This is a genomic window from Agromyces sp. NPDC058484 (assembly GCF_042720415.1).
In the GTDB taxonomy this organism is placed as follows: Bacteria; Actinomycetota; Actinomycetes; order Actinomycetales; family Microbacteriaceae; genus Agromyces.
On record NZ_JBHXMP010000001.1, the window covers coordinates 296,701 to 322,619 of the forward strand.

The window sequence follows — 25,919 nt, forward strand, 5'->3', positions numbered from 1 at the left end:
CCTCCTGCACCGCGTGCGGCGTGGCATTCTTGGGCGGAGACGAAGGCACGGAAGGGCTTGTCGCTATGCAGGAACTCAAGGTAATCGGAGTCGAGAACGGCGCGTTGCTCGCCGCTTCCGACGAGGGAGCGCGCTTCCGGATCGAGATCGACGAAGTGCTGCAGTCCAGGATCCGCCAGGCACAACCCGAGACGAACACCGGACCCAAGCCGTCACCACGCGAAGTGCAGGCGCTGATCCGATCGGGGCTCTCGGCCGAGGAGGTCGCGAAGGTCACCGGTGCGTCGCTCGACCACATCCGGCGTTTCGAGGGTCCGGTCATCGCCGAGCGCGAACATGTCGTGACCTCGGCGCTCGCGGTTCCCGTGAACGTGTCGGCCGAAGTGGAGCCCGGCGACGATCCGGCGACGTTCGGCGGCGTCATCCGCGACCGTCTCGCGAAGCTCGGCGCGCACGGCGAACGGTGGGCGAGCTGGAAGGACGAGGAACGAGGCTGGATCGTCAAGCTCGAGTTCACCGCCGACACGATCGACCACGACGCCCGGTGGGGTTTCGAGCCGCGCACGCAGTCGCTGCATCCGATGAACTCCGAGGCGACGACGCTCTCCCAGCAGGGCGAACTCAAGGGTGGTCTCATCCCGAAGCTCCGCGCCGTCGGTCCCGACGCCGACGAGTCACGCTTCGACAGCGGTGCGTTCACGTTCGACGAGGGCGATCACGGCGAGCACGACACGGCGCCGCACCTCGAGCCGCTCCCGTACGCGCGTACCACCCCGCCCTCGAGCCCTGCCGTGGCGCGTGCGGCGATCAAGCGTGCTGACGAGCCGGCGCAGGCACTCGGTGAGACCGCCGACCTGCTCGAGGCGCTCCGCCGTCGCCGAGGTGAACGCGAAGCGACCGTCGTGGAGACCGAACAGCCGCGACCGCACCTTCCGCTCGTGCCGGCGCCGGTCGCCGAGACGCCGAAGCCGGCGCCCGAGGCGCAGCCGGCCGTGAAGCCCGTCTCCGAGGAGAAGCCGGGCACCGCCGCACGCTCGCTCTGGGGAGGCAAGTCGGCGACCGGGCCGACCGGCGCCGCTCGCGGCTCGAAGAAGGGTCGCGCGTCGATGCCGAGCTGGGACGAGATCGTCTTCGGCGCACGCACCGACGACGACCTCGCCTGACACCCGCCCTGCTTCCTTCCAGCGGACCGACGGATGCGGACGCCACTCGTCGGGCGGCCGATGACGCCTAGGCGGACTTCTCGGCGCGACGCGGCTTGTGCGGCACGATCGTCGGCGCGGCGTTGTCGAGTACCGCGGCCTTCGTCACGACGACGCGCGCGACACCGGTCGACGACGGCACCTCGAACATGATCGGCCCCAACACCTCTTCCATGATGGCTCGGAGCCCGCGGGCTCCGGTCTGGCGGAGCACCGCGAGGTCGGCGATCGCCTCGAGGGCGGCCTCCTCGAAGTCGAGTTCCACGCCGTCGAGCTCGAACATGCGCTGGTACTGCCGCACGAGGGCGTTGCGCGGCACGGTGAGGATCTCCATGAGCGCATCGCGGTCGAGCGGGGTCACGGTCGCGACGACCGGGAGCCGGCCGATGAACTCGGGGATCAGGCCGAACTTGTGGAGGTCTTCGGGAAGCACCTCGCTGAAGAGCTCGGCCTCGTCTTGCTTGGAGTGCAACGGGGCGCCGAAGCCGATGCCCCGCTTGCCGGCACGCGACGAGATGATGTCTTCGAGACCCGCGAAGGCGCCCGCCACGATGAACAGCACGTTGGTCGTATCGATCTGGATGAACTCCTGATGCGGATGCTTGCGCCCGCCCTGGGGCGGCACCGAGGCGACCGTGCCCTCGAGGATCTTCAGCAACGCCTGCTGCACGCCCTCGCCCGACACGTCTCGCGTGATCGAGGGGTTCTCGGCCTTGCGGGCGATCTTGTCGATCTCGTCGATGTAGATGATGCCCGTCTCGGCACGTTTCACGTCGTAGTCGGCCGCCTGTATCAGCTTCAGGAGGATGTTCTCGACGTCTTCGCCGACGTAGCCGGCCTCGGTGAGCGCCGTGGCGTCTGCCACTGCGAACGGAACGTTGAGCTGCTTCGCCAGGGTCTGCGCAAGATACGTCTTGCCGCAGCCCGTGGGCCCGATGAGGAGGATGTTCGACTTCGCGATCTCGACGTCGTCGCGGGCGTGTTCGGCCGAGGTGAGGGTCGTGCGTGCGCGCACACGCTTGTAGTGGTTGTACACGGCGACCGCGAGGGCCTTCTTCGCGGCATCCTGCCCGATGACGTACTCCTCGAGGAAGGCGAAGATCTCTTTCGGCTTCGGCAGCTCGAACTCGCCCGTCTCGGACTCGCCCGCCTCGGCGAGTCGCTCCTCGATGATCTCGTTGCAGAGCTCGACGCACTCGTCGCAGATGTAGACGCCCGGCCCCGCGATGAGCTGCTGAACCTGCTTCTGGCTCTTCCCGCAGAAGGAGCACTTCAGCAGGTCAGCGCTCTCCCCGATGCGTGCCATCGAACCCTCCCTGTCGCGAGTCTGATCCGAGCCTAGCCCGAGATCGGGACTGCGCGTCATGGCGCGCCCGGATTGGCAGTTCGCGGGAGTTCGCGGTCCGCGAACCGCCCGTCGGCGAGCGGATGCCGCGGCACGAACGAGCCGGAATGTCCGCCCTGCGGCATCCCGAGAGAACAGAACGCGGCGGATGTCACCGACACTCGTCGGGGCACCCGCCGCGCTGGCCCGGAAACGACTACCGCGTGAGCGCCGGCAGGGTTTTGCGCGACGACAGCACCTGGTCGATGAGGCCGTAGTCGAGGGCCTCCTCGGCGGACAGGATCTTGTCGCGGTCGATGTCGGCGTTCACCTGCTCCTGAGTGCGGTTGGAGTGGCGCGACAGGGTCTCCTCGAGCCAGGACCGCATGCGCATGATCTCGGCCGCCTGGATCTCGATGTCGGAGGCCTGCCCGTGACCGGCCTCGCCCATCGCCGGCTGGTGGATGAGCACGCGCGCGTTCGGCAGCGCGAGGCGCTTGCCCGGGGTGCCGGCCGCGGAGATCACTGCAGCCGCCGAGGCCGCCTGGCCGAGCACGACCGTCTGGATCTCAGGGCGGATGTACTGCATCGTGTCGTAGATGGCGGTCATGGCGGTGAACGAGCCGCCGGGCGAGTTGATGTAGAGGATGATGTCGCGGTCGGGGTCCATCGACTCGAGCACGAGGAGCTGCGCCATGATGTCGTCGGCCGACGCGTCGTCGACCTGCACGCCGAGGAAGATGATGCGGTCCTCGAAGAGCTTGGCGTAGGGGTCTTGCCGCTTGTAGCCGTAGGCCGTTCGCTCCTCGAAGCTGGGCAGGATGTAACGTGAGCCCGGGGCCTGGAGGCCGTTGAAGGCGGTGCCGCCGAAAGCAGGGATGTTCATTCGCTCGTTCTCTCTTCTCTCGCTGCTACGCCTGATCGGTGCCGCCGCCGCCGGACACGTCGAGGGCCGATTCGCGGATGTGGTCGACGAACCCGTACTCGAGGGCTTCCTGCGCATTGAACCAGCGGTCGCGGTCGCCGTCGGAGTTGATCTGCTCGACGGACTTGCCGGTCTGCGCCGCGGTGATCTCGGCGAGCCGCTTCTTCATGTCGAGGATGAGCTGCGCCTGCGTCTGGATGTCGCTCGCCGTGCCGCCGAAGCCGCCGTGCGGCTGGTGCAGCAGCACGCGCGCGTTCGGGGTGATGTAGCGCTTGCCCTTGGTTCCGGCGGTGAGGAGCAACTGCCCCATCGAAGCGGCCATGCCGATGCCGACCGTGACGATGTCGTTCGGCACGAACTGCATGGTGTCGTAGATCGCCATGCCCGCGGTGATCGAACCACCGGGCGAGTTGACGTAGAGGTAGATGTCCTTCTTCGGGTCTTCGGCGGCGAGGAGCAGCAGCTTCGCGGCGATCTCATTGGCGTTCTCGTCACGAACCTCGGAACCCAGCCAGATGATGCGGTCCTTCAGCAGTCGATCGAAAACACCGGGCTGCGGTGTCGGTTCGGCCATGTGTCGCTCCGTTTCGGTTGTCGCGTTCACTCGAATCTATCCGGTGCAACACACGCGAACCGGGCTGTTCGCCCTAGGCGGATGCGACGAGGTCGGCGGCGTATGCCGCGAGCGAAACGCGGTAGCGAGGCAGGTGGGGGGCGAGCGCTGCGAGGGCCTCGGATGCCGCACGGCGAGCCTCACCCGCGTCGACGAGTGCGAGCGCGCGGAATGCGACGACCGCATCGCGAAGGTCGCCCGAGTCGGGCTCGATCACGTCGAGGAGCTCGACCGCTTCGAGCGATCGACCGAGGTTGCGCATTGTCGAGGCCAGCTGGATGTGCGCCTGCACTCGTTCGGAGCCGCCGAGGCCGCGCGCGAGCGCCTCCCGGTAGAGCCCCTCGGCCTCCGCCTCGAGTCCGGCCGAGTCGCGCGCACCCGCACGCTCGAAGAGGGCGAGCGGGTCATCCGACGGCCGCTCAGCCGCGAGCGCATCGATCCGGCGAACGACTTCGTCGTCGCCCAGCTCGCCGGATGCCGCCCAGACGGCGTCGACCCGTGCCTGCCAGTCACTCGTCATCGCTGCTCCCTACTGTTCCCACGACGCTACCTCGCCGCCCACGACCTCTTGCGGGGTGGAGTACGGACCGCTTCGGTCGTCGGCCGGCAAACGGTCGTGGAGAGGTCGAGCGCGCAGCCGCCCGGACGCGGACGGGCGGGACACGGGAAAGGGCCGGGCGATTCGCCCGGCCCTTCCATGTCCTTGGCGAACAGGCTCTACTCGGCGTCGGCCTTCTCGGCACGCTTGCGGGCCGGCTTCTTCTCCTCGGCCGGCGCCTCGTCGGCCGCAGGCGCATCGGCAGCATCGGCCTCGGACTCGTCGTCGCCGGCCACGGCCGTGAACTCGGAGAGGTCGACGGCGTTGCCCGCGGCATCCGTGACCTTCGTCTTGCCGAGAGCGATCGCGAGCGCCTTGTTGCGCGCGACCTCGCCGACCATGGCGGGGATCTGGCTGTTCTGGCTGAGGACCTGCACGAACTCGTTGGGGTCCATGCCGTACTGTGCGGCACCCTGCACGAGGTACTGGGTGAGCTCCTCCTGGCTGACCTGCACGCCCTCTGCTTCGGCGATCTTGTCGAGGATGATCTGCGTCTTGAACGCCTTCGTGCTCGACTCGGTGACCTCGGCGCGGTGCTCTTCGTCCTCGAGACGGCCCTCGGACTCGAGGTGACGGTGCACCTCGTCGTCGATGACGCTGTCGGCGACGGGCACGTCGACGAGTTCGATGAGCTTGTCGACGAGGAGGTCGCGGGCCTGGGAGCCCTGCCCGAACGACTTGTTGCGGCCGACCTGCTCCTTGAGGCTCGCGGTGAGCTCGTCGAGCGTGTCGAACTCGCTCGCGATCTGCGCGAAGTCGTCGTCGGCCTCGGGGAGCTCGCGCTCCTTGACGGCGGAGACCGTGACCGTGATCTCGGCGGTCTCGCCCTCGTGGTCGCCGCCGAGGAGCTTCGAGGCGAACGTGGTCGTCTCGCCGGCGGTGAGCGAGTCGAGAGCCTCGTCGATGCCCTCGAGCAACTCGCCCGAGCCGAGCTCGTAGGAGATGCCGCTCGCCGTGTCGACCTCGGTGCCGTCGATCACTGCGACGAGGTCGAGGGTCACGAAGTCGCCGTTCGACGCGGGGCGGTCGACTGTGATGAGGGTGCCGAAGCGGCTGCGGAGGCGCTCGAGCTCGGCGTCGACCTCGTCGTCGCCGACCTCGACCGAGTCGACCGTGAGCTCGAGGCCCGCATACTCGGGCAGCTCGACCTCGGGGCGCACGTCGACCTCGATCGCGAGGAGCAGGTCGCCGGAGAAGTCCTTCTCGTCGGGCCACTCGACGATGTCGGCCTCGGGGCGGCCGAGCGGGCGGAGCTCGTGCTCGGTGACCGCGGCGCGGTAGAAGCCGTCGAGGCCCTCGTTCACCGCGTGCTCGAGTACGGCGGCCTTGCCGACCCGCTGGTCGATGATGGGCGGCGGAACCTTGCCCTTGCGGAACCCGGGCACGTTGATCTGCTCGGCGATGTGCTCGTAGGCGTGGGCGATGCTGGGCTTCAGCTCCTCGGGCGTCACCGAGATGGTGAGCTTGGCGCGCGTCGGGCTCAGCTTCTCAACCGAAGTGGTCGGCATGTGGAAGATCTCCTGTTGTGTGGAAGTTCGTGTCGAGTCTGGTCGACTCGTCGGGGCGACAGGATTCGAACCTGCGACCTCCCGCTCCCAAAGCGGGCGCTCTACCAAGCTGAGCTACGCCCCGAGTCGCTGACTCAACTCGTCCGATACATCTGTGCGGCACGCCGGAGCACGCCGAAGCACGGATGGACCCACGAAAGTCTACTGCACCCGTGGAGCGGTCGCCCGACGCGCGTCGTGGCGATCGCGTCCCGAGCGGTGCTGTGGATGATCCGACACGACACGCTCTCGGCGCGTGGCAGAGTGTGCCCATGACCGACCGCCTCACCCGCCTGGAAGCGCGGGACCTCCGCCGTTGGCCCGCCGATCCGGCACAACTCGTCGACACGACGCTCTGCCCCGCCTGCTTCAGTCGCCTGTACTCCTCGCGCTGCATCGAGTGCGGACTCGAATTGGGCGTTCCCGCGGCGGTCGAGCTGCTCGCCGTCTCGACCCGGGTGTTCGAGGAGGAGGGACGACGCCAGCAGGTCATCACCCGGATGCGCGAGGCGCAGGCGGCGCAGGAGTCGTCGCCGTCAGGCGTTCCGGCGCGCGAGCCGGCAATGACGGTCGCTTCGACGGCAGCGTCGAGGCCATCGGTTCCGGATGCCGCGGCGGCGACGCGCCCGCAACCGCCGACCCCCGCGGCATCCGCGCCCCGTGACCACGACGGTGGTCCGCGCCGGTCGGGGGTGCAGGTGCTCCTCCTCACCCTCGGCGTGCTGCTCATCTCGATCACGGCGATCGTCTTCCTCTTCGTCGCCTACCTCGTCGCGAGCCTCGAAACGCGCTCGGTGATCATCGCCGCGGCGAGCGTGCTGGTGCTCGGGGTCGCGTGGATGCTGCGGGCACGGCGCCTTCCGAGCACGGCCGAGGGCGTGGCATCCGTCGCCGTCGTGCTGCTGCTGCTCGACGTGTGGATCGTGCGCGCGAACGGACTGTTCGGCACCGACGCCCTGAACACGGCCGCCTACACCGGGATCGCGTTCGCCGTCATGTCGGGCCTGCTTGCCGCAGCACGGGCGCTGAGCGGCATCCGTGTGCCGGGGTACGCGGCCGCTGCACTCACGCCGATCGCAGCGTTCCTGCTCGGCGACGCGATCGACCCCGAGACCGCCACGGGTTTCTGGTTCGGCGGCCTCGTCGCCGCAACGCTCGCCGCCGCGGCCGTCGCCGTGGCGCCCCGATCGCCGGAGCGCACGATCCTCGTGTCGACGGGATTCGCCGGCGGCGGGGTGGCTCTCGCATCGGCATCCTGGGCGATGCCCGATGTTCGGTGGAGCGCGACCTTGGCGTTCGCCGCCGTGGCCGCCGCGTGCTTGCTGCTCGTTGTCGCGGTGCGCATCGCACGCGGTGGGGTGGCACCGGGTTGGGGTCGTGCGGCCGCGATCGGCGCCGGCCTCGCCGCAACCCTTGCGCCCGCAGTCGAGATCGGCGCTGAGCTCGATGCGGGCGCGGCGATCTGGCTCGCGCCCGCCTCGGCGGGGGCGGTCTCGGCGGTCCTCGCCGGACTCTCCCGACCGCCCGCCCGTACTGGCGCTGAAGCGCGCGCCGCACTCATCGCTTCGGCCGCGGTGACGGCGGCCGCGTCTCTTCCGGGACTCGTGGTCGGGGCCGCGGCAATCGGCGTTCGCCTGATCGCGAGCACTCCTCCGTGGCAGGTCGCAGCCGACGAGCGAGTGTTGTGGGCTCCGGCCGAGCTCGACCTCGGAACGATGCTCGTGCCGTTCGCCTTCGCCGCGGAAGCAACTGCCGTGCTGCTGATCCTCGGCTCCCTGCGCCGTTTCGCCGCGATACCGATCGCCGCCGCCATCGGCGGAGCGCTCGTCATCGGGGCGATCGCGCCGGGAGCCGCCGTTCCGGTGGCGATGTTCGTCGCCGTCGGTGCCGGCGCACTCGTCATCGCGTCGAGCCGCGTGTCGAGGCGAGTTCCGGCACTTCTGCCGGTTCTCGCGGTCTTCGGGATGACCGGCGCCGCACTCGCCGTCTGGACGGGATACTCGAACGTCGACGTGTGGCCCTGGACGATCGCCGGGGTGCTCGCGATGGCCGTCGCCGGCCGCCTGCGCGCGCGGCGGGTCTGGTCCGCGGCCGCCGCTCGCGGAGTGGGCACGGCGCATCTCGTCGTGGCCGTGCTGCTCGCCATCGCCACGGCGTTCACGATCCCGCTGTGGCTCGAGGCCGCGGGAGCCCCCCTTGCCGCGCCCTTTGACTCCCCGTTGATGTGGCTCGGCGCGGTGGGGGCGGGCCTCCTCGCCGTCGTCCTGTTCGTGCGGGGCATCTCCGACGCCGACCGGATCGGCCTCGCCGTGCCGCTGCTCGCCGCGTCGACGATCGCCGCCGTCATGGCCGCGTTCGACGCCGAGGCGGCACTGGATTGGCTGCCCGCCGCCCTCACCGCGGTCGTCGTCATCGTCGCCCTTCGCGCGCCGCTCCCGACGCTCGTGAAGGTGCTGCTCGCGGCAACGGGCCCGATGCTCCTCGCCGTCGCGTTCGACCGGGTTCTGGCGGGAATCCCCGATGGTCCTCCCGCGGTCCTCGGTGCGGCCGGCGCGGTGCTGCTCGCGGCCGCGCTCGCGGCGCTCCTCGTGCCTGGCGATTCGCGCGCCGTCCGCATCGCGTGGTGCGCGTCGCTCGGACTCGCCGGCCTCATCGCACTCGCGAGTTGGAGCGTCGCGGGCGACCAGCAGTGGCTCCTCCTGCTGCTCCTCGCCCCCGTGCCGATCCTCGTCGCGTCGCAGGGCGGCGACCCGATCGGCGGTCCTGCCACGATCCGGCACCTCTCGTGGCTGAGTCCCATCTTCCTGGTCGGCGCCGCATGGTCGTGGCTCTCGGGCGACGGGGTCGACGACGTCGAGGCCTACACGCTGCCCCTCGCCGCAGCCCTCGCCGCGGCCGGCGCGCTCGTCACGTGGCGCCGCAGCACCGCCCTGTCACGTGCCGGCGGTCGTACCACGCTGTTCGCGACGGCCGCGGTCGTCGCCGTGCTGCCGAGCGTCGGTTCGAGCGGCGCCTCAGAGCTCCGCACGCTCGTGCTCGTGGCATCCGGCACCGTGATCGCCGTCGCAGCGGCATTCCTCCCCGAAGCCGCCAGAGGCGTTCCGATCCGGCTCCTCGGCGTCGCGACCGGCTGGGTGGCGCTCACGGGCGCCGCTCTGGTGCGCGGCGCCGCCGTCGCGCTCGGCGAGTCGAGCGAGGTGCCGGTCGAGTTCTGGCCGGTGATCGCGCTCGCGGCCGGTGGCGCCATCGCGGTGATCTGGGCGCGGGGCGGATCGAAGCCCGACGTGATCGGCGAGGCGCTGCTCGCGGCATCCGTCGTCACCGCCTCGGTTCCGACGCTGCTCGCCGTCGTGTCGGGCGAGCAGCCGGTGCTGCGCGCAGCCGTGCTGTTCCCGCTGCTCGCGGTCGCGCACATCGCCGGCGCGGCCGTGCCCGTCCGACCGGCCGCGGGGCCGATCTTCGCGTGGAGCACGCTCGGCGTCCTGGTGCTCGGGGGAATCGTGGTGCTGGTGCCCGGCGAGGTCGATCCGTTCGACATCGTCACGGCGTCGGTCGGCGTCGCACTCGTCGGCGCCGGGGCGTTCCGGATGCGGCGCTCCCCCGGCCTCGGCAGCTGGCCCGCGCTGGCGCCCGGCCTCGCGGTGCTGATGATCCCGGCTCTCTTCGCCGACTTCACCGATCCGCAACTGTGGCGGATCGTCGCCCTCGGCGTCGTCGCCGCGGTCGCGGTGCTCGTCGGAACGATGCGCCGGCTGCAGGCGCCGCTGCTCGTCGGCGGCTCGGTGCTGCTCGTGCACGCGATCGCACAGCTCTGGCCGTGGATCACCTGGCTGTACGAAGCCGTGTGGTGGTGGCTGTGGCTCGGCATCGCGGGCGTGATCCTGATCGCGCTCGCGGCGACGTACGAGCGGCAACTGCGACTTGCGCGCGGCACCATCCGCTCGATCACGACGCTGCGATAGCCGAGCGGATTGCCGCGGCATCCGTCACATTCGCTCGGCCCACTCCGCACGCCACTCCGGTGCGGGGAACGGTTCACTCCAGTACGCCGTCTCCTTCGCGATCTTGCCATCGCGCAGCTCGAAGATGAACACCGTCTGATAGACCGCGCCGTCGCCGTAGTCGAGGGTGGCCTCGGCGACCCAGAGATCGCCCTCCCCGACCAGGCGCCTCGGCGTGATCTTCGGAAGTCGCGGGAAGGATCGGTACACGCTGCGCCGGTTGTCGCCGCCGACGATGCGTTCACCGGACTGCGGCCACTCCATGACGGCATCCTCGTGGAAGACGGCATCCATGCCGTCGACGTCTCCGGCGTTCAGCGTCGCGATCAGCGCCTCGACCGTCCCTCGTCCACCCATGCGCGTGCTCCCTTGAACGGATGCCGCGCGCGCACCGTGCAGGACCGACCCGTGCCGTGTACTACGATGATCCAGTGCCCGCCGCGCGGGCGCTCGCGGATGTAGCTCAATGGTAGAGCCTCAGTCTTCCAAACTGATTACGCGGGTTCGATTCCCGTCATCCGCTCCGAGAACGTCGTCGCTGAAGTCGGGCCGATCCGCCCGGGCCAAGCCCTGGCAGCTCTGCCACGACGCGCCTACTGTGAGAGGGTCCGAGTCCGGAGCGCGATGCGTTGCCACTCGCGCGATCCACACGCCGAACCCGCGCGTCCGGATCGGCCGGAAGGGACACACCATGTCCACGCACAGGATCGGCTACTTCGTCGGGAGCCTCTCGAGCACCTCGATCAACCGTGTGCTCTCGAAGGCCCTCATCAAGCTCGCGCCTGACGGGCTCGAGTTCACCGAGATCCCCATCCGCGACCTGCCGCTGTACAGCCAGGACTACGACGCGGACTTCCCGGCTCCGGCGCGAGCACTCAAGCAGGCCATCGATGCATCCGACGGGATCCTCTTCGTCTCCCCCGAATACAACCGGTCGATCCCCGGCGCGCTGAAGAACGCCATCGACTGGGGTTCGCGCCCGTGGGGCACGAACTCGTTCGCTCGGAAGCCCACCGGCATCATCGGCGCCTCCCCGGGAGGCATCGGCACCGCCGTGATGCAGTCCTCGATGCGCAGCGTGCTGAGCTTCCTGGATGCCCCGCAGTTGAACGCGCCCGAGGCCTACATCACATTCAATTCTGAGGACTTCGGCGACGACGGGGAGGTCGGGAACGAGAGCACGGCCGAGTTCCTGCGCCACTACATGTCGGAGTACGAGGCGTTCGTGCAGCGCGTCCTCTCCGTCAACGCACCCGGGCACATCGGCGACGAGCATCCCGACTCGCGGCATTGACGGGCGCCCGTGTCAACCCCGGCCAGCCGAGCCTTCCCTTCCTTGAATTGCCCGGCCGTCGGCGTAGCGTTGAACCCGACCGACGCTCCAAGGAAGGTGGATCACGATGACAGACACCAAGGCCGCTCCGAAGTCGAAGGGCTCGAAGGCCGGCAAGGCGCTCAAGGCCCCGAAGGGCAACAGCGCGGATGTCGCGGCGGGCGTCGCCCAGTACCTGACCCCGGTGGTGCAGGAGCTCGTCGCCCTCGCCGTCAACGGCAAGCAGGCGCACTGGCATGTGCGCGGAGTGAACTTCATCGCGGTACACGAGCTGCTCGACGAGGTCGTCGCCCACGCACAGGGTTGGGCCGATGTGGCCGCGGAGCGTGTCGTCGCGCTCGGCTTGCCGGTCGACGGCCGCTTGAAGTCGGTCGCAGACAAGAGCGGCGCCGCGAACCCGAAGCTCGGATTCCAGCCGTACGACGAGGCGATCGCCGATGTGGTCGCGCAGATCGACCTCGCGACCGAGAAGGTCAACGACGCGATCGAGGGACTCGAGGAGCTCGACCCCGCGAGCCAGGACGTCGCGATCGAGATTCGCCGCGGCCTCGACAAAGACCGCTGGTTCCTCTTCTCGCACGTGGCCGTGAAGTAGCCGCCGAGCCGACCCGCGATGGCGGGCTGAACGGGCCCGGGTGCAGAATGCCGCTATGACGGCGGATGCTCCCGGGCCCGCGTCGTCCCCGGACGACGATGTCGCACGGCTCACCGATGCGCAGAAGTCGTTGCGCGCGCAGATGCTCGCCACCGAGCACTGGAGCCTGCTCGCCTCACGATCGACGACGCAGAGCGAGGTGCTCACGCGGATCGCGATCTTCCTCACCCTCGTGTCGGCTGGGCTCATCACCCTCGGTGTACTCGGCAACGCCACCGGGTTCCGTGGATGGTTCGGCGTCGCCGCCCTCGGTGTGCTGGCCCTGCTCGTGCTGCTCGGCGTGATCACGCAGCTCCGGGTCTTCAACACAGCGACCGAGGACCTCGTCTACGTCCTGGCGATGAACCGCCTTCGCGGCGCCTACCTCGATCTCGACCCCGGCATCGGGCGCTATTTCATGACGGGCACGACCGACGACGATTCGGGTGCCGTGGCGACCTACTATCCGTTCGCCGTGCGCGACCGATCCCAGGTGTTCGCCAGCTCGATGATGCTGATGCTCGTGGTGAACACCGCCCTTGTCGGGCTTTTCGTGGGGGCGCTCGTCTTCGCGTCGAGTGACTCGATCGGGTGGTCTGTCGCAGTCGGCGCGTTCATCGCCGCGGCGCAGTTCGTGCTGTGGATGCTCAAGGGCTACCGCAGCTACCGGCAGGTGCTGCGCACTCACGTACCGTTGCGCCGCGCCGCACCCTGAGTAGAGGTCAGCGCTGCAGCCAGGTGAGCACCGCGAGCACGCGCCGGTGATCGGTGCCCGAGTCCTCGAGAGCGAGCTTCTGGAAGATCGAGGTCACGTTCTTCTCCACTGCGCCCACGCCGATGTAGAGCTGCGTGGCGATGCCGGCGTTCGTGCGCCCCTCCGCCATGAGCGCCATCACCTGGCGCTCTCTCGGGGTGAGCGTCGCGAGCGGGTCGCTGCGACGCGAGAGGAGTTCGGCCACGACTTGCGGATCGAGCACCGTGCCGCCCTGGCTCACGCGCTCGACCGCGTCCTCCAGCTCGTCGAGGGAGGCGACCCGGTCTTTCAGCAGGTAGCCCATGCCGCCCTCGCCCGACGAGAGCAGTTCGTGGGCGTACGTGCCCTCGACGTACTGGCTGAGCAGCAGCACGCCGAGCCGGGGCATCCGCCGACGCAGATCGATCGCCGCACGCACGCCCTCGTCGCGGAACGTGGGCGGCATGCGCACGTCGAGGACGGCGAGATCGGGCCTCGTCTCGTCGATCTCTGCAAGGAGCGAGTCGGCGTCGCCGTAGGCGGCCACGGTCTCGAAGCCGGCCTCGTCGAACAGCCGCACGAGCCCCTCGCGCAGCAGCACCGAGTCCTCGGCGAGCACGATGCGCAAGGGGCTGCGGGCGGCATACGTCATGCCCCCAACACTAGCGAGGAGTCATGCGCTGTCGGATGCCGCGAGCGGCACGAACGGCACGTGCGCGCCGATCGACGTCGGCCCGCCCGCGGGGCTGTCGATCACGAGCATGCCGCGGAGACCGCGCACCCGCTCGTCGAGGCCGGCGAGACCATGCCCCGGCGTGGGCGCCGCCCCGCCGCGGCCGTTGTCGGTCACCCACACGTCGATCCAGTATCCGGCCGCGCCCTCGTCGCGCGTGCCGACGCGGAGGCGGATCGCGCTCGCCTCGGCGTGCTTCGCGGCGTTCGTGAGGAGCTCGGCGGCGATGAAGTACGCGTTGCGTTCGATCGGCGCGGGGAGCGCGGCATCCGACAGGTCGATCTCGACCGTGACGGGCACGGGGCTCCGCAGCGCGAGCGACTCGAGGGCCACGGCGAGACCGCGGTCCTGCAGAATGGGCGGCGCGAACCCGCGGGAGAGGGCCCGGAGCTCATCGAGGGTCTCGCGTGCCTGGTCGCGTGCTTCGCCGAGGAGTTCCCGAGCGGAATCGGGATCGCGCTCGAGCCGGCGTTCGATCGTCGCGAGGTCCATCTGCAGGCGCACCAGACGCTGCTGCGGGCCGTCGTGGATGTCGCGCTCGAGCCGGCGGAGCGAGGCGTCCTCCGCCTGCACCGCGGCACCGCGCGAGGCCGCCAGCTGGGCGACCTCGACCTCGAGGGCCTCGGAGCGCCATGCGCCGAGCAGACCCCGCGCGATGACGTCGTGCAGCAGTGTGAGGCCGCGGAACACGAACGGCAGCGTCAGGAGGAAGATCACCCCGACGATGAACTCGAATACGCGCTCGCCGACGACCGGGTCGATGTCGAAGACGTTGCCCGGGAAGAGGAAGTCGAGCACGACGTCGTGGATCCACAGGTCCTGCTCGTTCTCGGGGATGAACCGCTGCCAGATCCAGCCGGTCGTGCCGCCGAGTGCGACGGCGGTCCACGCGACTGTGAGACTCCACGTGACGATGCTGATGATCGGGTTGATGATCAGGCCGTGCAGGAGGTACAGCCAGTAGTGCCCGTCGATGAACGGCGCGAACATCGTGCGCCAGAAGCCCTGGTTGCGATCGGCGTGGTCCCAGCGCGGCGGGGTGACCGCGGGTCGGCCCGCCCATCGCAGGCGCACGAGTTCGAGCATGCCGAATCCGCGCCCGATGAACATCGCGGCCACGACGATGAAGATGCCGAACACGAGGAAGATGAGTCCGAGTCCGGTGAAGAAGATGGTCGAGATCAGGCTCAGGCCGATGATCGCGATGGGCATCGTGAGGATGAGGAACGCGAACTCGCGGGGAACGCTCGCCCAGAGGGCGCCGTAGCCGCGGCGGCGCGGCGCGGCATCCGCTCGCCCGGCAGTCGTGGTCTCGGTGGTCATGGTCTCGGTCGTCAGGCTCTCAGTGCTCATGGTCGGTGCTTCCTTCTGTCATGGTGGCAGACTGGCCGGGTTCGACGACGGCGAACTGGCCCATCATGCCCTGGTCCTCATGCCACAGCAGGTGGCAGTGGTACATGTACGGAGTGTCGGGATCGGCATAGTCCTCGAATCGCAGGATCAGCTCGAACTCCGTCTCGGGGGCGGCGAAGATCGTGTCCTTCCACCCCGCGAGCTCGGGCGGTGGCGGCGCGCCGTCGATCGACGCGATGCGGAACTGCACGTCGTGCACGTGGAAGCTGTGCGGCATCTGCGTCGTGTTCGTGACCGTCCAGCGCTCGGTGGTGTCGACCGTGACGGTCTCGTCGATGCGGCCCATCTTCATCTGGTGCCCGTTGATGTTGAAGCCGTCGAGATGGAACGTGCGGCTCGTGACCACCTGGCTCTCCTCCACCGGCGGCACCTCGGCGAGTCGGTCGGGAACTGCCGGCGATGGGTCGAGCCGGTCGGCTGCGCGCATCTCGAGCACGTCGAACGAGTCGGTGCCGCCGTTCATCGCGGCGATCGAGTCGATCATGCCCGCGGCGTCGGCGGTCATCTCCGAGCGCAGCACGAGCCGCTCCCCCGGCGTCACCCGTACGAGCACCTCGGCGCGTTCACCGGGTGAGAGTATGATGCGGTCGAGCTCGACGGATGCCTCGAGCAGCCCGCCGTCGGTGGCGATCAGTTCCACGGGGCGACCGTCGCTCCACGTGAACGCGTAGGTGCGCGCGGTCGATGCGTTGAGCAGGCGCAGGCGCACGAGCTCGTCGCCGACCTCGAGGTACGGGCCGCGGGTGCCGTTCACGAGGAGTTCGTCGCCGAGACCGCCCGCGAACCCGCGCTGCGAACCCTCCCGCACGCCCTCGGCCGAGAAGCCCGTGTCCTGCACGATGACGGGGATGTCGTCGACGCCGTACTCGCGCGGGAGCGGGAGCGCCGCCTCCGCGTCGTCCTTCAGCAGGAACATCCCGGCGAGGCCGCGCTGCACGTGCGACTCCGTCTCGCCGTGCGGGTGCGGGTGGTACCAGAGGGTCGCCGCCGGCTGGTCGATGCGCCACTCGGGCGACCACGTGGCATCCGGGTCGACCATCTGGTGCGGGCCCCCATCCATCTCGGCGGGCAGGTGCATGCCGTGCCAGTGCACGGTCGTGGGCACGTCGAGCGAATTCGCGACGTCGACGCGCACGCGTTCGCCGCGCGTCGCCACGAGGGTGGGGCCGAGGTAGGAGCCGTTGAACCCCCACGTGGCGCTCGGAACGCCGGGCGTGAACTCGGTGGTGCCGGCTTGCGCGTCGAGCATGAAGACGCGGGTGCCGTCGGCGTCGACGGTCGACTCGGCGAGCGGCGGGATCGCAAGGGGCGTCTCGAAGTCGACCTTGCCGACGGTGGAGACGGGGCTCGGTCCGACGAGTCCGCATCCGGCGAATGCCGCGGCCACGATCACTCCGGCGGCGACGGCGGCGAGAGCGCCGGCGGTGGCGCGGGGCCGGCGCATCCGGGCTGGGAGCGGGCGTGAAGCTGACATGCTTCCAGCCTCGCGAGGCAGACCCCGTCGCCCCAGCCGGGGAACGGCCGGATCGGGGCGGGGGTTTCCCCCCGGACGCTACTCGATCACCGAGTGAGTGGTGCGGCCGGCGAGGAGCGTCATCGCGACCGGCATCCGCCGGAGTTCGTCGACGGATGCCGCGAGCGGATCGGACTCGACCACTGCGACGTCGGCGGGGGCGCCGACCGCGACCTCGGTGCCCTGGCCGCCCGTCGATGCGGCGAGCGCCGCCCGGGCCTCGATCGCCTGTTCGGGATGCCACGGCTCGCGCCCGTCGCGGGTGCGTCCGACGGCCGCGGCGATCGCCACCCACGGATCGAGCGGCGCCACTGGGGCGTCGGAGCCGAGCGCGAGCTCGACTCCGGCCGCGGCGAGCTCGGCGAGCATGAACGCGCGATCGGTGCGGCCGGCCCAGTACCGGTCGGCCACGTCGCGGTCGTCCATGGCGTGTTCGGGCTGCACGCTCGCGACGATGCCGAGCGCGGCGAAGCGCGCGACATCCTCGCGGCGGAGGAGCTGGGCGTGCTCGATCGAGCCGGCGCAGCCGACTGCAGCGTACGCGTCGAGCACGACCGCGTTCGCCCGGTCGCCGATGGCGTGCACGGCCGGAATGAGGCCCGCGGCATCCGCTCGCCGCATCAGCGGCACGAGCTCGTCGTGGGGCACGGTGGCGAGCCCGTACGGGTGGTCGCCGTCGCCGAGCCCGGGGTATCGGTCGAAACACCACGCCGTGCGCGTGTTCAGGGAGCCGTCGGTGATGACCTTGTAACCGCCGACCGTCACCAGTCCGCCCGTCGCGGGCACCTCGTCGCCCGTGCGCAGCCCCTCGGCGATCGCCCGCTCCAGGTGCTGCGTGTAGACGCCGAAGCAAACGCGCAGCGAGCGGATGCCGCCGCCCACGCGGCGGGCCCAGTCGTCGCGGTTCCAGCGCATCTCGTAGTCGGTGATGCCGACGACGCCGCGCGCTGCCGCGTTCGCTGCAGCGTCGGCGACCCAGCCGTCGAGCACGTCGTCGGCGACGTCGTCGAGTCGCCTCACGAGCCGGAAGCAGTCACCCTCGCGGAGCACGCCGCTCTCCCCCGCGACCTCCCCGACGTCGTACCGGCGAGCCGCCGCCGAGTTCAGCCAGCACGAGTGCAGGTCGGCGGAGACGAGCACGACCGGAGTGTCGCCCGAGACCTCGTCGAGGATCGCCCGGCTCGGGGCATCCGCCCAGAGTCCGTCGCGGTAGCCGAAGCCCATGACCTCGCGCTCGCCGGCATCGACGGATGCCGCGACGAGTGCAGCAGCCGCGGCCGCCGAGTCCACCCCGGCAAGGTCGAGCCGGCGCGACACCATCGCCCACTGCGAGAAGTGCACGTGCCGGTCGTGCAGACCCGGAATGACCCAGCGGCCGTCGAGGTCGAGGCGTCGCGCCGCGGCTGGCCGGTCGACGGTACCGGCGGCACCGGCGGGCGAGATCGAGGCGATCACGCCGCCGTCGACGTGTACGTCGACTCGGCCGTCGCGCGCCGGGATCCGCGCGTTCGCGAGCAGCAGGGGCGGCGCGGCATCCGCCACCGGCCGATTCGGCGTCGCCGTCATGCTCGGGCCGCCCGCAACGCCTCGTGCGTGCGGCGCATCTCGGCGGCGAGCGCGGCACTCGCGTACGGACCGTCGCCCTCGAGCTCGCCGATGATGCGGTTCACCGTCTCGGCCGGCTTGTTCTGGCTCATCTTGTTCTTCGCGACGAACCGGGTGATCGGAATCCGGAGGCCGACCGTGCCGGTCGCGATCCGGTCGGCGTAGGCCGAGTCCTCGGCGGTGCCGCGCATGCGTCGCGGTTCGGGCATCGGGCCTTCGAAGTGGTCGACGAGCGCCTCGAGCACCCGCAGGTTCTCGTCGTGCTCGAGCAGCCCGGGGGTGCCGTACAGGTGCGCGGTCACGAAGTTCCAGGTGGGCACGGCCGGATTCGCGTCGTACCACCCCGGTGAGATGTAGCCGTGCGGACCCTGCGCGATCACCATGACCTCGTGACGAGCGAGTTCGTGCACGACCTCGTCGGGGCGCCCCACGTGCGTGAGCAGCACGATGCCGTCAGCGGTCTCGTCGAGGAGCACCGGGTAGTGGGACGCCACGAGGCCCGCGGCATCCGTCATGCTCACGATCGTCATCCACGGATGCTCGCGGATGAGGCGCTTCACGCCCTCCTCGCTCGCGAGAGTGAAACTGGGGTTCTGTCGCATCTGTCTCCTCAGGCCTGGCAGTAGGGGCACCAGTAGAGCTTGCGCGCGCCCAGCTCCTCGAGCACGATGTTCGTGCCGCACACCCGGCAGGGCAGGCCCTCGCGCTTGTACACCCAGTGCCGGTCGGCGCGGTTCGCCATGGCCGCACGGTACGCCTCGGGATCGAGGTCGTCCATCGTCATCATCTGGCCGGTCTCCACGCCGATGCGCAGCAGCCTCGACCAATCGTGCCACAGGTGCCGCACGTGCTCCTCGGGCACGTCGCGGCCCGGCGTGTGCGGGTTCTGGCGGGCGCGGAACAGGAGTTCGGCGCGGTACACGTTGCCGATGCCCGCGACGACGTTCTGGTCCATGAGCAGCAGCGCGATCGGCGTCGACTTCCTGGTGACGGATGCCGCGAACCGGTCTTCGGCGGCCTTCCCCTCGTCGATGAGCGGGTCGGGCCCGAGCCTCGCCACGACGGCCTCGACCTGTGCCGGGTCGAGCACCTCGCACGCGGTGGGGCCGCGCAGGTCGGCGCTCACGGTCTCGGTGAGCAGGCGCACGCGCACCTGGCCGACGGGATCGGGCGGGAACGTCTCGAGCTCGTTGCCCGTCGGTCCCTGAGCCTGTCGAAGGGTCTCCGACTCCGACATGCGCAGGCGCGTGCGCCTGGGCGCACCGATCGAGGTGATCGAGTTCTCGCCCGCCGTGTCGAAGACGACGGCATCGGGGTTCGGACCCTCGAGGAATGTGCCGCGCTGGTTCGTCTGCCCCATGCGCCCGTTCGCCGACGCGATCGTCGCGTCCATGAGGATGTCGCCCGCGAAGTCCCACGCGCCGTACATGCCGAGGTGCACACGCAGCCAGCGGTCGCCCTCGAATCCGAGGAACATCTGCTTGCCCACCGCGCGGGCATCCGTCATCCGTCGCCCGTCGAGGTCGGCCGCGCCCTCGGCGAACCGGCCCTGCGGGCTCGACGCACGTACGAGACGGCCGACGAAGTTGCGCTCGAACTGGCGGGTGATGCGGTGGACGGAATGTCCCTCGGGCATGCGGTCTCCTACGCTTCGCCGGCCGAATCCACCGCTGCGTCGACGCCCTTGCCGGCGATGTCACCGGTGGTCTCGTACTCGGCCAGCTGCGCGATGCGCCGCACGTGCCGTTCGTCGCCCGAGAACGGTTCGGCGATGAACGCGTCGATGTAGCGGATCGCCTCTTCGACGGTGTGCTGGCGGGCGCCGATGGAGATGACGTTCGCGTCGTTGTGCTCCCGGGCGAGGATGGCGGTGTCCATGCTCCACACGAGGGCCGCACGGATGCCGCGCACCTTGTTCGCGGCGATCTGCTCGCCGTTGCCCGAGCCGCCGAACACCACGCCGAGCGTGCGGATGCCGTCGGCCTGGTCACGAGCCACCGCGAGGGCCGCGTTGATGCAGAAGGCCGGATAATCGTCGCGGGCGTCGTACTCGGTCGGGCCGTGGTCGACGACCTCGTGACCCCCGTTGGTCAGGTGGTCGACGAGCGTGCGGCTGAATTCGAGGCCGGCATGGTCGGTCGCGATATGGATGCGCATGGGCCCAAGTCTAGGGATTCGGCACCCACCGCAGCGCTCGCCCGTGGGGATGCGCCCACGCGCGATGCACGCCGTCGACGGCGAGCACGAGGTCACTGCTGTCGTTGGCCACGTCGTCACGCAGGGAGATGCTCGGGAGCACCGTGCGCGGCTCCACCGAGAGCCAGTGGCCCGGCAGCGCGCGGACCGTCTCGGCGAAGCGCTCGCGGCCGGCGGGGTCGAGGTACATCAGCACCACCGTGTGGAAGACGACGAGGGTCGCGTCGGCGGGCGCCGCGGCGGCGAGCGCGGCGAGGCGCTCGTTGAGATCGCCCGCGACGACGCGGGGCGGGTCGGTCGCGGCGATGCGTGCTGCAGCCTGCAATCGGGTGCGCCGGTCGTCGTGCTCGGGCCAGATGAGCGCGTCGAGCCAGGCGAGGTCATCCGGGCAGGTCACGTCGAGCGGGTTGAGATCGATGCCGCCGCGCCAGACGATCTCAGGCAGGCGATCGGGCACGGGCACCGGCCCATTGACGGCGCAGTCGAGCACGACCTCGCTCGGGCCGTCGGCGGGGTCGAGTTGCGGATGACCCGAGTAGCGGTAGCTGTATCGGTCGGGATACAGACACAGACCTGCGGATGTCCCGACCTCGAGCAGCGCGAGCGGCCCCGGTATCCCGGCGAGCGCGGGCACGTGCAATGCGCACCGGGCCGCCTCGTTCGTCTGCGTGGCATGGGTGAGCGCAGTCGCCCGCACCTCGATCCAGTGCGCGCGGAGCCAGTCGCGGAACAGTGCGTACGGACCGAGCGGCGCCCCATGGAAGCGGGCGGCCGAGAACACGAGGTTCGGCTGCCGCTTCGCCGACGGCAGTTCGTCGACGAGGGCGATCGTGCCCGGGTCATCCGCCAGACCGAGCGCCCACGCCTCGTACGTGGCCGACATCCCCCGTGCCTCCACCTCGGCGAACACCCGGTATCGCTCGGAGGTCGGTGCGTTGGGATCGACACTGGCGCGCATGCGGTCACGCTACCCGAGTTCGGAGGGTCGGCATGCGGTACCTCGTCCTCACGCGATCCGGCAAGGCTGCTGCTCGCTGCGGCCGGGTCTAGGCTGGGTCACGTTGCCCGCGGCCACGAGCCGCGTCGATATGCGAAGGAGCGCGCGTGCCCGGAGAGAACCTCACCCGATCAGAAGCCGAGGAGCGCGCGGCGCTCGTGACGGTGCACGACTACGATGTCGTGCTCGACGTCACCACCGGACCCGAGGTGTTCAAGACCACCACGACGGTGCGGTTCGCGGCAACCGCGCCGGGTGGCTCGACGTTCATCGACGCCATCACCGCCGCCGTGCACTCGGTCACGCTCAACGGCGTCGAGCTCGACCCCGCCGAAGTGAGCGACGGCGTGCGCATCCAGCTGCCCGACCTCGCCGCCTCGAACGAACTCGTCGTCGTGGCCGACGGCAACTACATGAACACCGGCGAGGGCCTGCACCGCTTCGTCGACCCCGTCGACGGCGAGGCGTACCTCTACACCCAGTTCGAGGTTCCCGACTCGCGCCGCATGTTCGCGGTGTTCGAGCAGCCCGACCTGAAGGCGGCGTTCCGCTTCACCGTGACCGCGCCGGCGCACTGGGAGGTCGTGTCGAACTCCCCCACGCCCCCTTCGACAAGCTCAGGGACCGGCTCTGACGGCATCGACCGCGCGACGTGGACGTTCGAGCCCACGCCGCGCATCTCCAGCTACATCACCGCGCTGATCGCCGGCCCGTACGCCGTCGTGCGCGATGAGCTCACGAGCGCCGACGGACGCACCATTCCGCTCGGCGTGTTCAGCCGCATGAGCCTCTCGCAGTACCTCGACGCCGATTACATCTTCGAGAAGACGAAGCAGGGTTTCGAGTACTTCGAGGCGAAGTTCGGCGTGCCGTACCCGTTCGAAAAGTACGACCAGCTCTTCGTGCCCGAGTACAACGCCGGCGCCATGGAGAACGCGGGCGCGGTGACCTTCACCGAGTCGTACGTGTTCCGTTCGAAGGTGACGGATGCCGTGCGCGAGCGCCGAGTCGTCACGATCCTGCACGAGCTCGCGCACATGTGGTTCGGCGACCTCGTCACCATGAAGTGGTGGAACGACCTGTGGCTGAACGAGTCGTTCGCCGAGTGGGCGTCGACGATCGCCACTGCCGAGGCCACCGAGTGGGCAGGCGCATGGACCACCTTCAACGCGATGGAGAAGAGCTGGGCATACCGCCAGGACCAGCTCCCGTCGACGCATCCGGTCGTCGCGACCATCAACGACCTCGAAGACGTGCAGGTGAACTTCGACGGCATCACCTACGCCAAGGGCGGGTCGGTGCTGAAGCAGCTCGTCGCCTGGGTGGGCGTCGACGCCTTCTTCGCCGGGGTGTCGGCGTACTTCACGAAGCACCAGTGGGGAAACACGACCCTCGCCGACCTGCTCGCCGAGCTCGAGACCGCGAGCGGACGCGACCTCTCCGGCTGGTCGGGCCTCTGGCTCGAGACCGCCGGCGTGAACACGCTGCGTCCCGAGATCGAGACCGACGACGCCGGCACCATCACCTCCTTCGCGGTGCTGCAGTCGGCCACGGCCGAGCACCCGACGATCCGCCCGCATCGCCTCGCGATCGGGTTCTACAACCTCACGGGCGGCAGGCTCGTGCGCGACCACCGCGTGGAGCTCGACGTCGACGGCGAGCGCACAGAGGTCGCCGAGCTCGCCGGGTCCGCACGGCCCGACCTGGTGCTGATCAACGACGACGACCTCGCATACGCGAAGATCCGGCTCGACGAGGCGTCGCACGGCGTCGCCCTCGCGAACCTCTCCGAGATCGAGGACCCCCTGGCCCGCGCGCTCGTATGGGGATCGGTGTGGGATGCCACGCGCGATGCCGAGACCCGGGCGAGCGACTTCCTCGCGCTCGTGCTCGGCAACATCGCGAGCGAGACCGAGTCGACGACGCTGCGCATCGTGCTCGCGAACGCAGTGCTCGCGGCGAGCGCCTACACGGCACCCGAACGACGCGCCGAGGCGCGCCGCACGCTCGCCGACGGGTTCTGGAGGCTCGCGCAGCAGGCCGCGCCCGGCAGCGACGCGCAGTTCCAATTCGTCACGAACTTCGCGACCCTCGCCGAGGCGGGCTCGCATGTCGACGAACTCGGGGCGTTGTACGACGGATCCCTCGAGCTCGACGGCCTCGAGATCGACACCGACCTCGGCTGGGAGCTGCTCATCGCGCTCGTCGCTTCGGGCCGCGCCGGCGACGCCCAGATCGATGAGCGGCTCGCGAGCGACAACACCGCGACCGGCCAGCAGTCGGCCGCCCACGCGCGCGCCGCGATCCAGACCCCCGAGGGCAAGCAGCGCGCCTGGGCGTCCCTCGTCGACGTCGACACGGCGACGAACACCGTCGTGCGCGAGACCGCTGAGGGCTTCCTCCGCGCGGACGACACGGCACTGCTCGAGCCGTTCGTCGAGCGGTACTTCGACATGCTCGAGCGCGTGTGGCATGAGCGCAGCTACGCGATCGCCGAGAAGCTCGTCGACGGCTTGTACCCGTCGCCGCTCGCGAACCGCGCCCTCGCCGACGCGAGCCGCGAATGGCTCGACACGCACCCCGACGTGCCGGCGCTCCGTCGCCTCGTCGTCGAGCGGCTCGCCGGGATCGACCGCGCCCTCGCCGCGCAGGCGCGCGATGGGCAGGACGTGTAGCCGCAGATCGTCCTTCGGGGCGGTGAGCATGGTACCTCGGTACCATCGCCGGCCGCCCCGAAACCGTTCCGGGGGCCGATGTGCAGTGTTCGGAGCGTCCGTAGCGTCGACGACATGATCACTGCAGAAGGACTCACCAAGCGCTTCGGCGAGAAGACCGCCGTCGGCGACATCTCGTTCACCGTGCGCCCCGGGCAGGTAACCGGCTTCCTCGGCCCGAACGGTGCCGGCAAGTCGACCACAATGCGCATGATCGTCGGCCTCGACGGCCCGACCGGCGGCAGCGTGACGGTCAACGGCAAGCCGTACGCACACCACCGCGCTCCGCTCCACGAGGTCGGTGCGCTCCTCGACGCGAAGGCCGTGCACACCGGTCGCACCGCCGAGAACCACCTCCTGGCCATGGCCGCCACGCACGGCATCGGCCGGCAGCGGGTGCGCGAGGTCATCGAGCTGACGGGCCTCGAATCCGTCGCGCGCAAGCGCGTGGGCGGGTTCTCGCTCGGAATGGGCCAGCGTCTCGGCATCGCGGCTGCGATGCTCGGCGATCCTGCCACGCTCATCCTCGATGAACCCGTCAATGGCCTCGACCCCGAGGGCGTGCTGTGGGTGCGCCAGTTCGTCCGACACTTCGCCTCAGAAGGTCGAACCGTCTTCCTCTCGTCGCACCTCATGAGCGAGATGGCCCTCACCGCCGACCACCTCATCGTGCTCGGGAAGGGACGCCTCATCACCGATGCCCCGGTTTCCGACGTCATCGCCGGTGGCACCCGGTCGCGCGTGCACGTGCGATCGCCGCACGCGACGCAGCTCGCCGACCTGCTCGCCGGGCCCGACGTCACCGTGATGCGTGCTGAGGCGGGCGTGCTCGAGGTCACCGGCCTCGAGGCATCCGGCATCGGCGACCTCGCCGCGCAGCATTCGCTCGCCATCCATGAACTCACCCCCCAGAACGCGTCGCTCGAGGAGGCCTACATGGCCCTCACGGCCGACGCCGTCGAATACCGCACGGAGGCACTCCGATGACCACGATCACCCCCACCGCACCGCGAACCGCCCTGCGCTCGCCCGCGATGTCGCTGAGCTTCGGCGGCATCCTCCGCTCCGAGTGGATCAAGCTGCGCAGCCTGCGTTCGACCGTCTGGTCGTACCTGTCCGTCGTCGTCATCATGCTCGGTCTCTCGCTCATGCTGTCGTTCACCATCGCGAACGACGGCTTCAGCGCACCCGACGCTCCCGGCGCCTCGGCCGCCGATCAGGTCGGCCTGTTCGTGCAGTCCTCGACGTTCGGCGTGTTCCTCGCGCAGCTCGTCGTCGCCGTGCTGGGCGTGCTCGTCATCACCGGCGAGTACAGCACCGGCATGGCGCGCTCGACGTTCACGGCGGTGCCGACGCGCCTCCCGGCGCTCGCGGCGAAGGCCGCCGTGCTGTTCGTCGTGACCTATGTGGTCAGCCTCGTGGCCGGCATCGGCGCCTACGTCGTCTCGGCCGCGGTGTTCGCCGGTCAGGACGTCTCGGCGAGCCTCACCGACCCCGACGTCTTCATGCCGCTGCTCGGCGCCTCACTGTACCTGGCGCTGCTTGGCGTCTTCGCGCTCGGAGTCGGCACCATGGTGCGCTCGAGCGCCGGCGGCATCGGCGTCGTGCTCGCGCTCATCCTGGTCGTGCCGACCGTGCTGCAGTTGGTCCCGGCGGACTGGGCCCAGGACATCCATCCGTACCTGCTCTCGACGGCGGGCACGAACATGTTCGCACCGACCGAGGTCACCGGCACCGAGACCCTCGCGGCCTGGCAGGACCTGCTCGTCGTACTCGGCTGGGTCGCCGCCGCAGTCGCCGGTGCTGCCACGCTGCTCGTGAAGCGCGACGCGTAGAGT

The 25,919-nt window shown here is 69.9% G+C and carries 22 protein-coding genes and 2 tRNA genes; 9 read left to right on the plus strand and 15 right to left on the minus strand.

The window, feature by feature from the left end; translation table 11 throughout:
• The first annotated feature begins 65 nt into the window (after positions 1–65).
• Positions 66–1,163, plus strand: coding sequence for a septation protein SepH (sepH, locus tag ACFWN7_RS01400; RefSeq protein ID WP_376936874.1), 1,098 nt, complete (start codon positions 66–68; stop codon positions 1,161–1,163).
• A 67-nt stretch (positions 1,164–1,230) separates the two neighbouring features.
• On the opposite strand, the gene clpX is transcribed toward sepH, so the two are convergent.
• From clpX to ACFWN7_RS01430, 6 genes are all read right to left on the minus strand, one after another.
• Positions 1,231–2,508, minus strand: a complete 1,278-nt coding sequence (gene clpX / locus ACFWN7_RS01405) for an ATP-dependent Clp protease ATP-binding subunit ClpX (protein ID WP_376936875.1) — start codon at positions 2,506–2,508, stop codon at positions 1,231–1,233.
• 235 nt (positions 2,509–2,743) lie between these two features.
• Positions 2,744–3,412 (minus strand): ATP-dependent Clp protease proteolytic subunit, encoded by a 669-nt coding sequence (locus ACFWN7_RS01410; protein WP_376936876.1) that lies wholly within the window; start codon positions 3,410–3,412, stop codon positions 2,744–2,746.
• Between the two features lie 25 nt (positions 3,413–3,437).
• Positions 3,438–4,025 carry an ATP-dependent Clp protease proteolytic subunit gene (locus ACFWN7_RS01415; protein ID WP_376936877.1) on the minus strand — a complete coding sequence of 196 codons (588 nt, stop codon included), beginning with the start codon at positions 4,023–4,025 and terminating at the stop codon, positions 3,438–3,440.
• 73 nt (positions 4,026–4,098) lie between these two features.
• Entirely contained in the window at positions 4,099–4,584 is a 486-nt protein-coding gene (locus ACFWN7_RS01420) for a tetratricopeptide repeat protein (RefSeq protein WP_376936878.1), read from the minus strand.
• Between the two features lie 197 nt (positions 4,585–4,781).
• The gene (tig, locus tag ACFWN7_RS01425) at positions 4,782–6,170 is read right to left on the minus strand and encodes a trigger factor (RefSeq protein WP_376936879.1); all 1,389 of its coding nucleotides are present in this window, start codon (positions 6,168–6,170) and stop codon (positions 4,782–4,784) included.
• Positions 6,171–6,220: 50 nt separating this feature from the next.
• A tRNA-Pro gene (locus ACFWN7_RS01430) sits at positions 6,221–6,294 on the minus strand.
• 187 nt (positions 6,295–6,481) lie between these two features.
• Here ACFWN7_RS01430 and ACFWN7_RS01435 point away from each other — a divergent pair.
• Entirely contained in the window at positions 6,482–10,171 is a 3,690-nt protein-coding gene (locus tag ACFWN7_RS01435) for an SCO7613 C-terminal domain-containing membrane protein (protein WP_376936880.1), read from the plus strand.
• 24 nt (positions 10,172–10,195) lie between these two features.
• Here the strand turns inward: ACFWN7_RS01435 and ACFWN7_RS01440 are convergent, their stop codons facing one another.
• Positions 10,196–10,567 carry a nuclear transport factor 2 family protein gene (locus tag ACFWN7_RS01440; protein ID WP_376936881.1) on the minus strand — a complete coding sequence of 124 codons (372 nt, stop codon included), beginning with the start codon at positions 10,565–10,567 and terminating at the stop codon, positions 10,196–10,198.
• Between the two features lie 95 nt (positions 10,568–10,662).
• On the opposite strand from ACFWN7_RS01440, the gene ACFWN7_RS01445 reads away from it, so the two are divergent.
• The 4 genes from ACFWN7_RS01445 to ACFWN7_RS01460 all read left to right on the plus strand — a co-directional run bounded on the left by ACFWN7_RS01445 (position 10,663) and on the right by ACFWN7_RS01460 (position 12,892).
• Positions 10,663–10,733: transfer RNA gene (locus tag ACFWN7_RS01445), tRNA-Gly, on the plus strand.
• 168 nt (positions 10,734–10,901) lie between these two features.
• Positions 10,902–11,504, plus strand: coding sequence for an NADPH-dependent FMN reductase (locus tag ACFWN7_RS01450; protein ID WP_376936882.1), 603 nt, complete (start codon positions 10,902–10,904; stop codon positions 11,502–11,504).
• Between the two features lie 106 nt (positions 11,505–11,610).
• Positions 11,611–12,138 carry a Dps family protein gene (locus ACFWN7_RS01455; RefSeq protein ID WP_376936883.1) on the plus strand — a complete coding sequence of 176 codons (528 nt, stop codon included), beginning with the start codon at positions 11,611–11,613 and terminating at the stop codon, positions 12,136–12,138.
• Between the two features lie 55 nt (positions 12,139–12,193).
• On the plus strand, positions 12,194–12,892 hold the full coding sequence (locus ACFWN7_RS01460) for a hypothetical protein (RefSeq protein WP_376936884.1): 699 nt from the start codon (positions 12,194–12,196) through the stop codon (positions 12,890–12,892).
• Between the two features lie 7 nt (positions 12,893–12,899).
• On the opposite strand, the gene ACFWN7_RS01465 is transcribed toward ACFWN7_RS01460, so the two are convergent.
• The 8 genes from ACFWN7_RS01465 to ACFWN7_RS01500 all read right to left on the minus strand — a co-directional run bounded on the left by ACFWN7_RS01465 (position 12,900) and on the right by ACFWN7_RS01500 (position 21,328).
• Positions 12,900–13,562, minus strand: a complete 663-nt coding sequence (locus ACFWN7_RS01465; protein ID WP_376936885.1) for a response regulator — start codon at positions 13,560–13,562, stop codon at positions 12,900–12,902.
• A gap of 21 nt (positions 13,563–13,583) precedes the next feature.
• Complete coding sequence (locus ACFWN7_RS01470; RefSeq protein ID WP_376936886.1) at positions 13,584–14,996, minus strand: sensor histidine kinase; 1,413 nt, start codon at positions 14,994–14,996, stop codon at positions 13,584–13,586.
• Positions 14,986–16,530: a multicopper oxidase family protein gene (locus tag ACFWN7_RS01475; RefSeq protein WP_376936887.1), complete on the minus strand. Its 1,545-nt coding sequence runs from the start codon at positions 16,528–16,530 to the stop codon at positions 14,986–14,988. The genes ACFWN7_RS01470 and ACFWN7_RS01475 overlap by 11 nt, the downstream gene beginning before the upstream one ends.
• A 78-nt stretch (positions 16,531–16,608) precedes the next feature.
• Entirely contained in the window at positions 16,609–18,135 is a 1,527-nt protein-coding gene (locus ACFWN7_RS01480; RefSeq protein WP_376936888.1) for an amidohydrolase, read from the minus strand.
• Positions 18,132–18,776, minus strand: a complete 645-nt coding sequence (locus tag ACFWN7_RS01485; protein ID WP_376936889.1) for an FMN-binding negative transcriptional regulator — start codon at positions 18,774–18,776, stop codon at positions 18,132–18,134. Before ACFWN7_RS01485 ends, ACFWN7_RS01480 begins: the two co-directional genes overlap by 4 nt.
• An 8-nt stretch (positions 18,777–18,784) precedes the next feature.
• On the minus strand, positions 18,785–19,810 hold the full coding sequence (locus tag ACFWN7_RS01490) for an Fpg/Nei family DNA glycosylase (RefSeq protein ID WP_376936891.1): 1,026 nt from the start codon (positions 19,808–19,810) through the stop codon (positions 18,785–18,787).
• An 8-nt stretch (positions 19,811–19,818) separates the two neighbouring features.
• The gene (locus ACFWN7_RS01495; protein ID WP_376936892.1) at positions 19,819–20,331 is read right to left on the minus strand and encodes a ribose-5-phosphate isomerase; all 513 of its coding nucleotides are present in this window, start codon (positions 20,329–20,331) and stop codon (positions 19,819–19,821) included.
• A 10-nt stretch (positions 20,332–20,341) separates the two neighbouring features.
• On the minus strand, positions 20,342–21,328 hold the full coding sequence (locus tag ACFWN7_RS01500) for a DUF2332 domain-containing protein (protein WP_376936893.1): 987 nt from the start codon (positions 21,326–21,328) through the stop codon (positions 20,342–20,344).
• A 146-nt stretch (positions 21,329–21,474) separates the two neighbouring features.
• Here ACFWN7_RS01500 and pepN point away from each other — a divergent pair, with 146 nt between their 5' ends.
• From pepN to ACFWN7_RS01515, 3 genes are all read left to right on the plus strand, one after another.
• The gene (gene pepN, locus ACFWN7_RS01505) at positions 21,475–24,042 is read left to right on the plus strand and encodes an aminopeptidase N (protein WP_376936894.1); all 2,568 of its coding nucleotides are present in this window, start codon (positions 21,475–21,477) and stop codon (positions 24,040–24,042) included.
• A 114-nt stretch (positions 24,043–24,156) separates the two neighbouring features.
• Positions 24,157–25,068, plus strand: coding sequence for an ATP-binding cassette domain-containing protein (locus ACFWN7_RS01510; RefSeq protein WP_376936895.1), 912 nt, complete (start codon positions 24,157–24,159; stop codon positions 25,066–25,068).
• The gene (locus tag ACFWN7_RS01515) at positions 25,065–25,916 is read left to right on the plus strand and encodes an ABC transporter permease (protein ID WP_376936897.1); all 852 of its coding nucleotides are present in this window, start codon (positions 25,065–25,067) and stop codon (positions 25,914–25,916) included. Before ACFWN7_RS01510 ends, ACFWN7_RS01515 begins: the two co-directional genes overlap by 4 nt.
• The last annotated feature ends 3 nt before the right edge of the window (positions 25,917–25,919 follow it).

What these genes read in the sequence shown, in the direction of transcription:
- sepH (WP_376936874.1), top strand. Translation starts at nt 66, where the DNA reads ATGCAGGAACTCAAGGTAATCGGAGTCGAGAACGGCGCGTTGCTCGCC.
- clpX (WP_376936875.1), bottom strand. Translation starts at nt 2,508, where the DNA reads ATGGCACGCATCGGGGAGAGCGCTGACCTGCTGAAGTGCTCCTTCTGC.
- ACFWN7_RS01410 (WP_376936876.1), bottom strand. Translation starts at nt 3,412, where the DNA reads ATGAACATCCCTGCTTTCGGCGGCACCGCCTTCAACGGCCTCCAGGCC.
- ACFWN7_RS01415 (WP_376936877.1), bottom strand. Translation starts at nt 4,025, where the DNA reads ATGGCCGAACCGACACCGCAGCCCGGTGTTTTCGATCGACTGCTGAAG.
- ACFWN7_RS01420 (WP_376936878.1), bottom strand. Translation starts at nt 4,584, where the DNA reads ATGACGAGTGACTGGCAGGCACGGGTCGACGCCGTCTGGGCGGCATCC.
- tig (WP_376936879.1), bottom strand. Translation starts at nt 6,170, where the DNA reads ATGCCGACCACTTCGGTTGAGAAGCTGAGCCCGACGCGCGCCAAGCTC.
- ACFWN7_RS01435 (WP_376936880.1), top strand. Translation starts at nt 6,482, where the DNA reads ATGACCGACCGCCTCACCCGCCTGGAAGCGCGGGACCTCCGCCGTTGG.
- ACFWN7_RS01440 (WP_376936881.1), bottom strand. Translation starts at nt 10,567, where the DNA reads ATGGGTGGACGAGGGACGGTCGAGGCGCTGATCGCGACGCTGAACGCC.
- ACFWN7_RS01450 (WP_376936882.1), top strand. Translation starts at nt 10,902, where the DNA reads ATGTCCACGCACAGGATCGGCTACTTCGTCGGGAGCCTCTCGAGCACC.
- ACFWN7_RS01455 (WP_376936883.1), top strand. Translation starts at nt 11,611, where the DNA reads ATGACAGACACCAAGGCCGCTCCGAAGTCGAAGGGCTCGAAGGCCGGC.
- ACFWN7_RS01460 (WP_376936884.1), top strand. Translation starts at nt 12,194, where the DNA reads ATGACGGCGGATGCTCCCGGGCCCGCGTCGTCCCCGGACGACGATGTC.
- ACFWN7_RS01465 (WP_376936885.1), bottom strand. Translation starts at nt 13,562, where the DNA reads ATGACGTATGCCGCCCGCAGCCCCTTGCGCATCGTGCTCGCCGAGGAC.
- ACFWN7_RS01470 (WP_376936886.1), bottom strand. Translation starts at nt 14,996, where the DNA reads ATGAGCACTGAGAGCCTGACGACCGAGACCATGACCACCGAGACCACG.
- ACFWN7_RS01475 (WP_376936887.1), bottom strand. Translation starts at nt 16,530, where the DNA reads ATGTCAGCTTCACGCCCGCTCCCAGCCCGGATGCGCCGGCCCCGCGCC.
- ACFWN7_RS01480 (WP_376936888.1), bottom strand. Translation starts at nt 18,135, where the DNA reads ATGACGGCGACGCCGAATCGGCCGGTGGCGGATGCCGCGCCGCCCCTG.
- ACFWN7_RS01485 (WP_376936889.1), bottom strand. Translation starts at nt 18,776, where the DNA reads ATGCGACAGAACCCCAGTTTCACTCTCGCGAGCGAGGAGGGCGTGAAG.
- ACFWN7_RS01490 (WP_376936891.1), bottom strand. Translation starts at nt 19,810, where the DNA reads ATGCCCGAGGGACATTCCGTCCACCGCATCACCCGCCAGTTCGAGCGC.
- ACFWN7_RS01495 (WP_376936892.1), bottom strand. Translation starts at nt 20,331, where the DNA reads ATGCGCATCCATATCGCGACCGACCATGCCGGCCTCGAATTCAGCCGC.
- ACFWN7_RS01500 (WP_376936893.1), bottom strand. Translation starts at nt 21,328, where the DNA reads ATGCGCGCCAGTGTCGATCCCAACGCACCGACCTCCGAGCGATACCGG.
- ACFWN7_RS01510 (WP_376936895.1), top strand. Translation starts at nt 24,157, where the DNA reads ATGATCACTGCAGAAGGACTCACCAAGCGCTTCGGCGAGAAGACCGCC.
- ACFWN7_RS01515 (WP_376936897.1), top strand. Translation starts at nt 25,065, where the DNA reads ATGACCACGATCACCCCCACCGCACCGCGAACCGCCCTGCGCTCGCCC.